Origin of the sequence: Parasphingorhabdus sp., assembly GCF_049667325.1 — a bacterium.
Lineage (GTDB): Bacteria > Pseudomonadota > Alphaproteobacteria > Sphingomonadales > Sphingomonadaceae > Parasphingorhabdus.
The window spans coordinates 1-2,938 of sequence record NZ_JBATHY010000272.1 but is presented as its reverse complement, the minus strand read 5'-3'; the positions used below and the strand labels follow the sequence as shown (position 1 = coordinate 2,938).

Annotated in this window: 4 protein-coding genes and 1 pseudogene; 2 read left to right on the top strand and 3 right to left on the bottom strand. The window is 56.8% G+C overall.

Annotated elements, in window-relative coordinates; all coding sequences use genetic code 11:
- Positions 1 to 68 precede the first annotated feature (68 nt).
- Both WBM93_RS12305 and WBM93_RS12300 read right to left on the bottom strand, forming a co-directional pair.
- Complete coding sequence (locus tag WBM93_RS12305) at positions 69 to 443, bottom strand: hypothetical protein (protein WP_424432160.1); 375 nt, start codon at positions 441 to 443, stop codon at positions 69 to 71.
- A 155-nt stretch (positions 444 to 598) separates the two neighbouring features.
- Complete coding sequence (locus WBM93_RS12300) at positions 599 to 934, bottom strand: c-type cytochrome (RefSeq protein ID WP_424432159.1); 336 nt, start codon at positions 932 to 934, stop codon at positions 599 to 601.
- A gap of 314 nt (positions 935 to 1,248) precedes the next feature.
- On the opposite strand from WBM93_RS12300, the gene WBM93_RS12295 reads away from it, so the two are divergent.
- Positions 1,249 to 2,121 carry an alpha/beta fold hydrolase gene (locus tag WBM93_RS12295; protein WP_424432158.1) on the top strand — a complete coding sequence of 291 codons (873 nt, stop codon included), beginning with the start codon at positions 1,249 to 1,251 and terminating at the stop codon, positions 2,119 to 2,121.
- 12 nt (positions 2,122 to 2,133) lie between these two features.
- The gene (locus WBM93_RS12290) at positions 2,134 to 2,424 is read left to right on the top strand and encodes a hypothetical protein (protein ID WP_424432157.1); all 291 of its coding nucleotides are present in this window, start codon (positions 2,134 to 2,136) and stop codon (positions 2,422 to 2,424) included.
- A gap of 117 nt (positions 2,425 to 2,541) precedes the next feature.
- Here the strand turns inward: WBM93_RS12290 and WBM93_RS12285 are convergent.
- Positions 2,542 to 2,938: pseudogene (locus WBM93_RS12285) on the bottom strand (cisplatin damage response ATP-dependent DNA ligase); the annotation flags it as partial.

The window sequence follows — 2,938 nt, the reverse complement described above, 5'->3', positions numbered from 1 at the left end:
GTCATCGCAAAGAATAGCAGGATCGGTGCCAACAGGGCGGCTTTGAGAGGCAAGGATTGAATCATCATCTATTCCTTGTCCGCCAACGGGCATAATTTCATGACATCGGCCCAAAGCTCGTCGGTGTAATTTTTTGCTTTCAATTTGCCCAGTTCGACGGCGCCACCCAGCTGATCATCGATCTTGCAGAGATAGACTGCATGAAGCAAACGGGCGCTATCCGATTTGGGGTGGAGCGCCAGGACCCGCTCGAGCGTGGCAATCGCCTCGAGAAACTCCCCGCGCTCCGATTGCTGTTGCGCATAGGCAATGCCCTGCTCCTCATCGACTGCCACTTCCGCCATTGCGTCAAGCTCTGGCAGCGTTTCGGCGTGAACCGCGGCAACCGGCTGTGCGGACAGAACGAGCCCGGCGGCCAATCCTTTTAGACAAATATTCTGCAAAATCCCTGACTCCCGTGCCGATGCCAATTTGTAGCATGAATTCGGATAGCTTCCTACCATGAACCCCGCCTAAAGCCGCCACGGGCCAACCCGCCCCGATATCCAGCTTGCGACTGGAAACCGCGCAAGTATCGCAGGCCGGCCAAATGCCAAAGCTATTGAATAGGGGGTTGGTAGTCAGCGCTTTTCAGAGTCAGCATATAGGCTGCAAGATCATCAATATCGCCGGCGTCGATCTCGAAAGCCATCAGATCGGGATAATTGTGGGAATCGCGAAGCCAGCTAGTCAACGTCTCGCCGGTCAGCCCGCGACTGTTGACGATCGCCTGAAACCCGGGACCCTTGTCGTTCGCCGATGATGGTTCGGCGGTTATATTGTGGCAAGCGGCACAATGCGCCCGGGCAAATTCTTGTCCTTGTCCGGCATCGCCCGGGTCGGCGCTTTGCCCGGCCTTTGCAACGGCTATATTGGCGTCCGTTGGCGCTTGCATTGGGGCTCCCGTTGTACAACCGGCCATGACAAGCGAGAGCATAATCCCCGAAATGAACAAACGCATTGATGATTTTCCTGCCTGGTGAATGATCGGACTGTGAACCGGTTGCTGCGCTGATATACCCAAAACTGGCGGAACGAAACAAGGAAAGAACGCACCGTCTGGCCGACGAGCTTCCCTTTTTCACCAAAGCGGGCTGTGCTATTCCATGGATCGGCGCGGACCGCCGCTCCCCTTCACCCGCACGCTTGTCGAACCCCGATGATCATCCTAGAGTCCCGGTTCGACAAATTACCATCATCGGAACCCCAATGAACCTGATCGGCCCCGCCTCGCACAGCTATTTCTCCCAGCGGCTCAAGCTCCATTATGCCGACTGGGGCAATGAGGACAAGCCGCCGCTGATCCTGCTTCACGGCGGCAAGGACCATTGCCGCAACTGGGACTGGGTGGCGCAGGCATTGCGCGACGACTGGCATATCATTTGCCCCGACGTGCGCGGCCATGGCGACAGCCAGTGGAGCACCGATGGCCATTATTCGACGATGGCGATGGTCACCGACTTGGCGCAGCTGATCCACCAGCTCGACCTGTCACCGGTCACGATTGTCGCGCACAGCATGGGCGGCAATATCGCGCTGCGGTACACCGGGCTTTACCCCGACACGGTGCGCAAGCTGGTCGCGATCGAGGGTCTCGGCCCCGGTCCTGAGATGCTCGCCGAGCGCGAGAAAGTCGGACCGCTGCAACGGGTCCGCAACAGTATCGAGGAAAAGCGCAAGGCCGCCGGGCGTCAAGTCAAACGCTATCCGAGTTTCGAGGATGCGCTCGGCCGGATGCAGGACGCCAACCGCCATCTCTCCGACGAACAGGCCCGCCACCTCACCACCCACGCGGTGATCCGCAACGAGGACGGCAGCTACAGCTGGAAATTCGATCCCTATGTCCAGCACTGGGATAGTATCGACCTGACCCAGGACGCGATCCACCAGCTGTGGAGCAACATCAGCTGCCCGACCCAACTCCACTATGGCGCCGACAGCTGGGCGAGCAATCCGGAGAAAGACGGCCGGATGCAGTATTTCGGCGACAATGTGTCGGTGAAGGAATTTACCAAGGCCGGCCACTGGCTGCACCATGACCAGTTTGAGGAGTTTGTCGCTACGTTGCGGGCGTTTCTGTAAGAAATGATAAACGTGGAATCCCTCCAAGCAAAACTCGCAAACATTTCCAGAGAGAATTTAGGAAAATTTTTGATCGGCGCAATCCATGAGCTAACCATATATAATCGCTTCCATTATGATGAAGCCGATGGGTTATCAAAAATTCGATTGGGGAATGAAGCAATTCATCGTCTTAGTGGTTATCTTCAAGTGTTGGCGAACGATGAAAAGTTGATCGACCAGCTACTATTGGAGGGGATTGCTGAATCGTCCAGCCCATTGACCGAGCGTTCAGTCAATCGCATCCTATCCCATTTAGTATGATTTCGGTGACAGCAATAATGGTTGGATTAGTTTGTCGAGACGTTGCCGACGGTTTTGTAACGATACTACCGCCGGTTCTCTGGTAGTCAACAATGGCTCCGCTGGCCAAAGCGCAACTCAGCTCACCATTGCCTCCAATGTGGCGATCCGGTCGGCTTCTTCGGCGGGCTTGTCCTTGCGGATGCGGTGGATGCGCGGGAAACGCATGGCGAGGCCGGATTTGTGGCGTTTGCTCTCGTGGATCGAATCGAACGCCACTTCCAGCACCAGCGACTTCTTCACCTCGCGCACCGGCCCGAACCGGTTGAGCGTATTCTGCCGGACAAAACGGTCGAGCCATTTCAGTTCTTCGTCGGTAAAGCCGGAATAGGCCTTGCCGACCGGCAGCAACTCGCCGCTCTCGGTCCAGCAACCGAATGTATAATCGGAGTAAAAGGACGCGCGCCGCCCGTTGCCGCGCTGGGCGTACATCATCACGCAATCGGCGTTCAGCGGATCGCGCTTCCACTTGTAC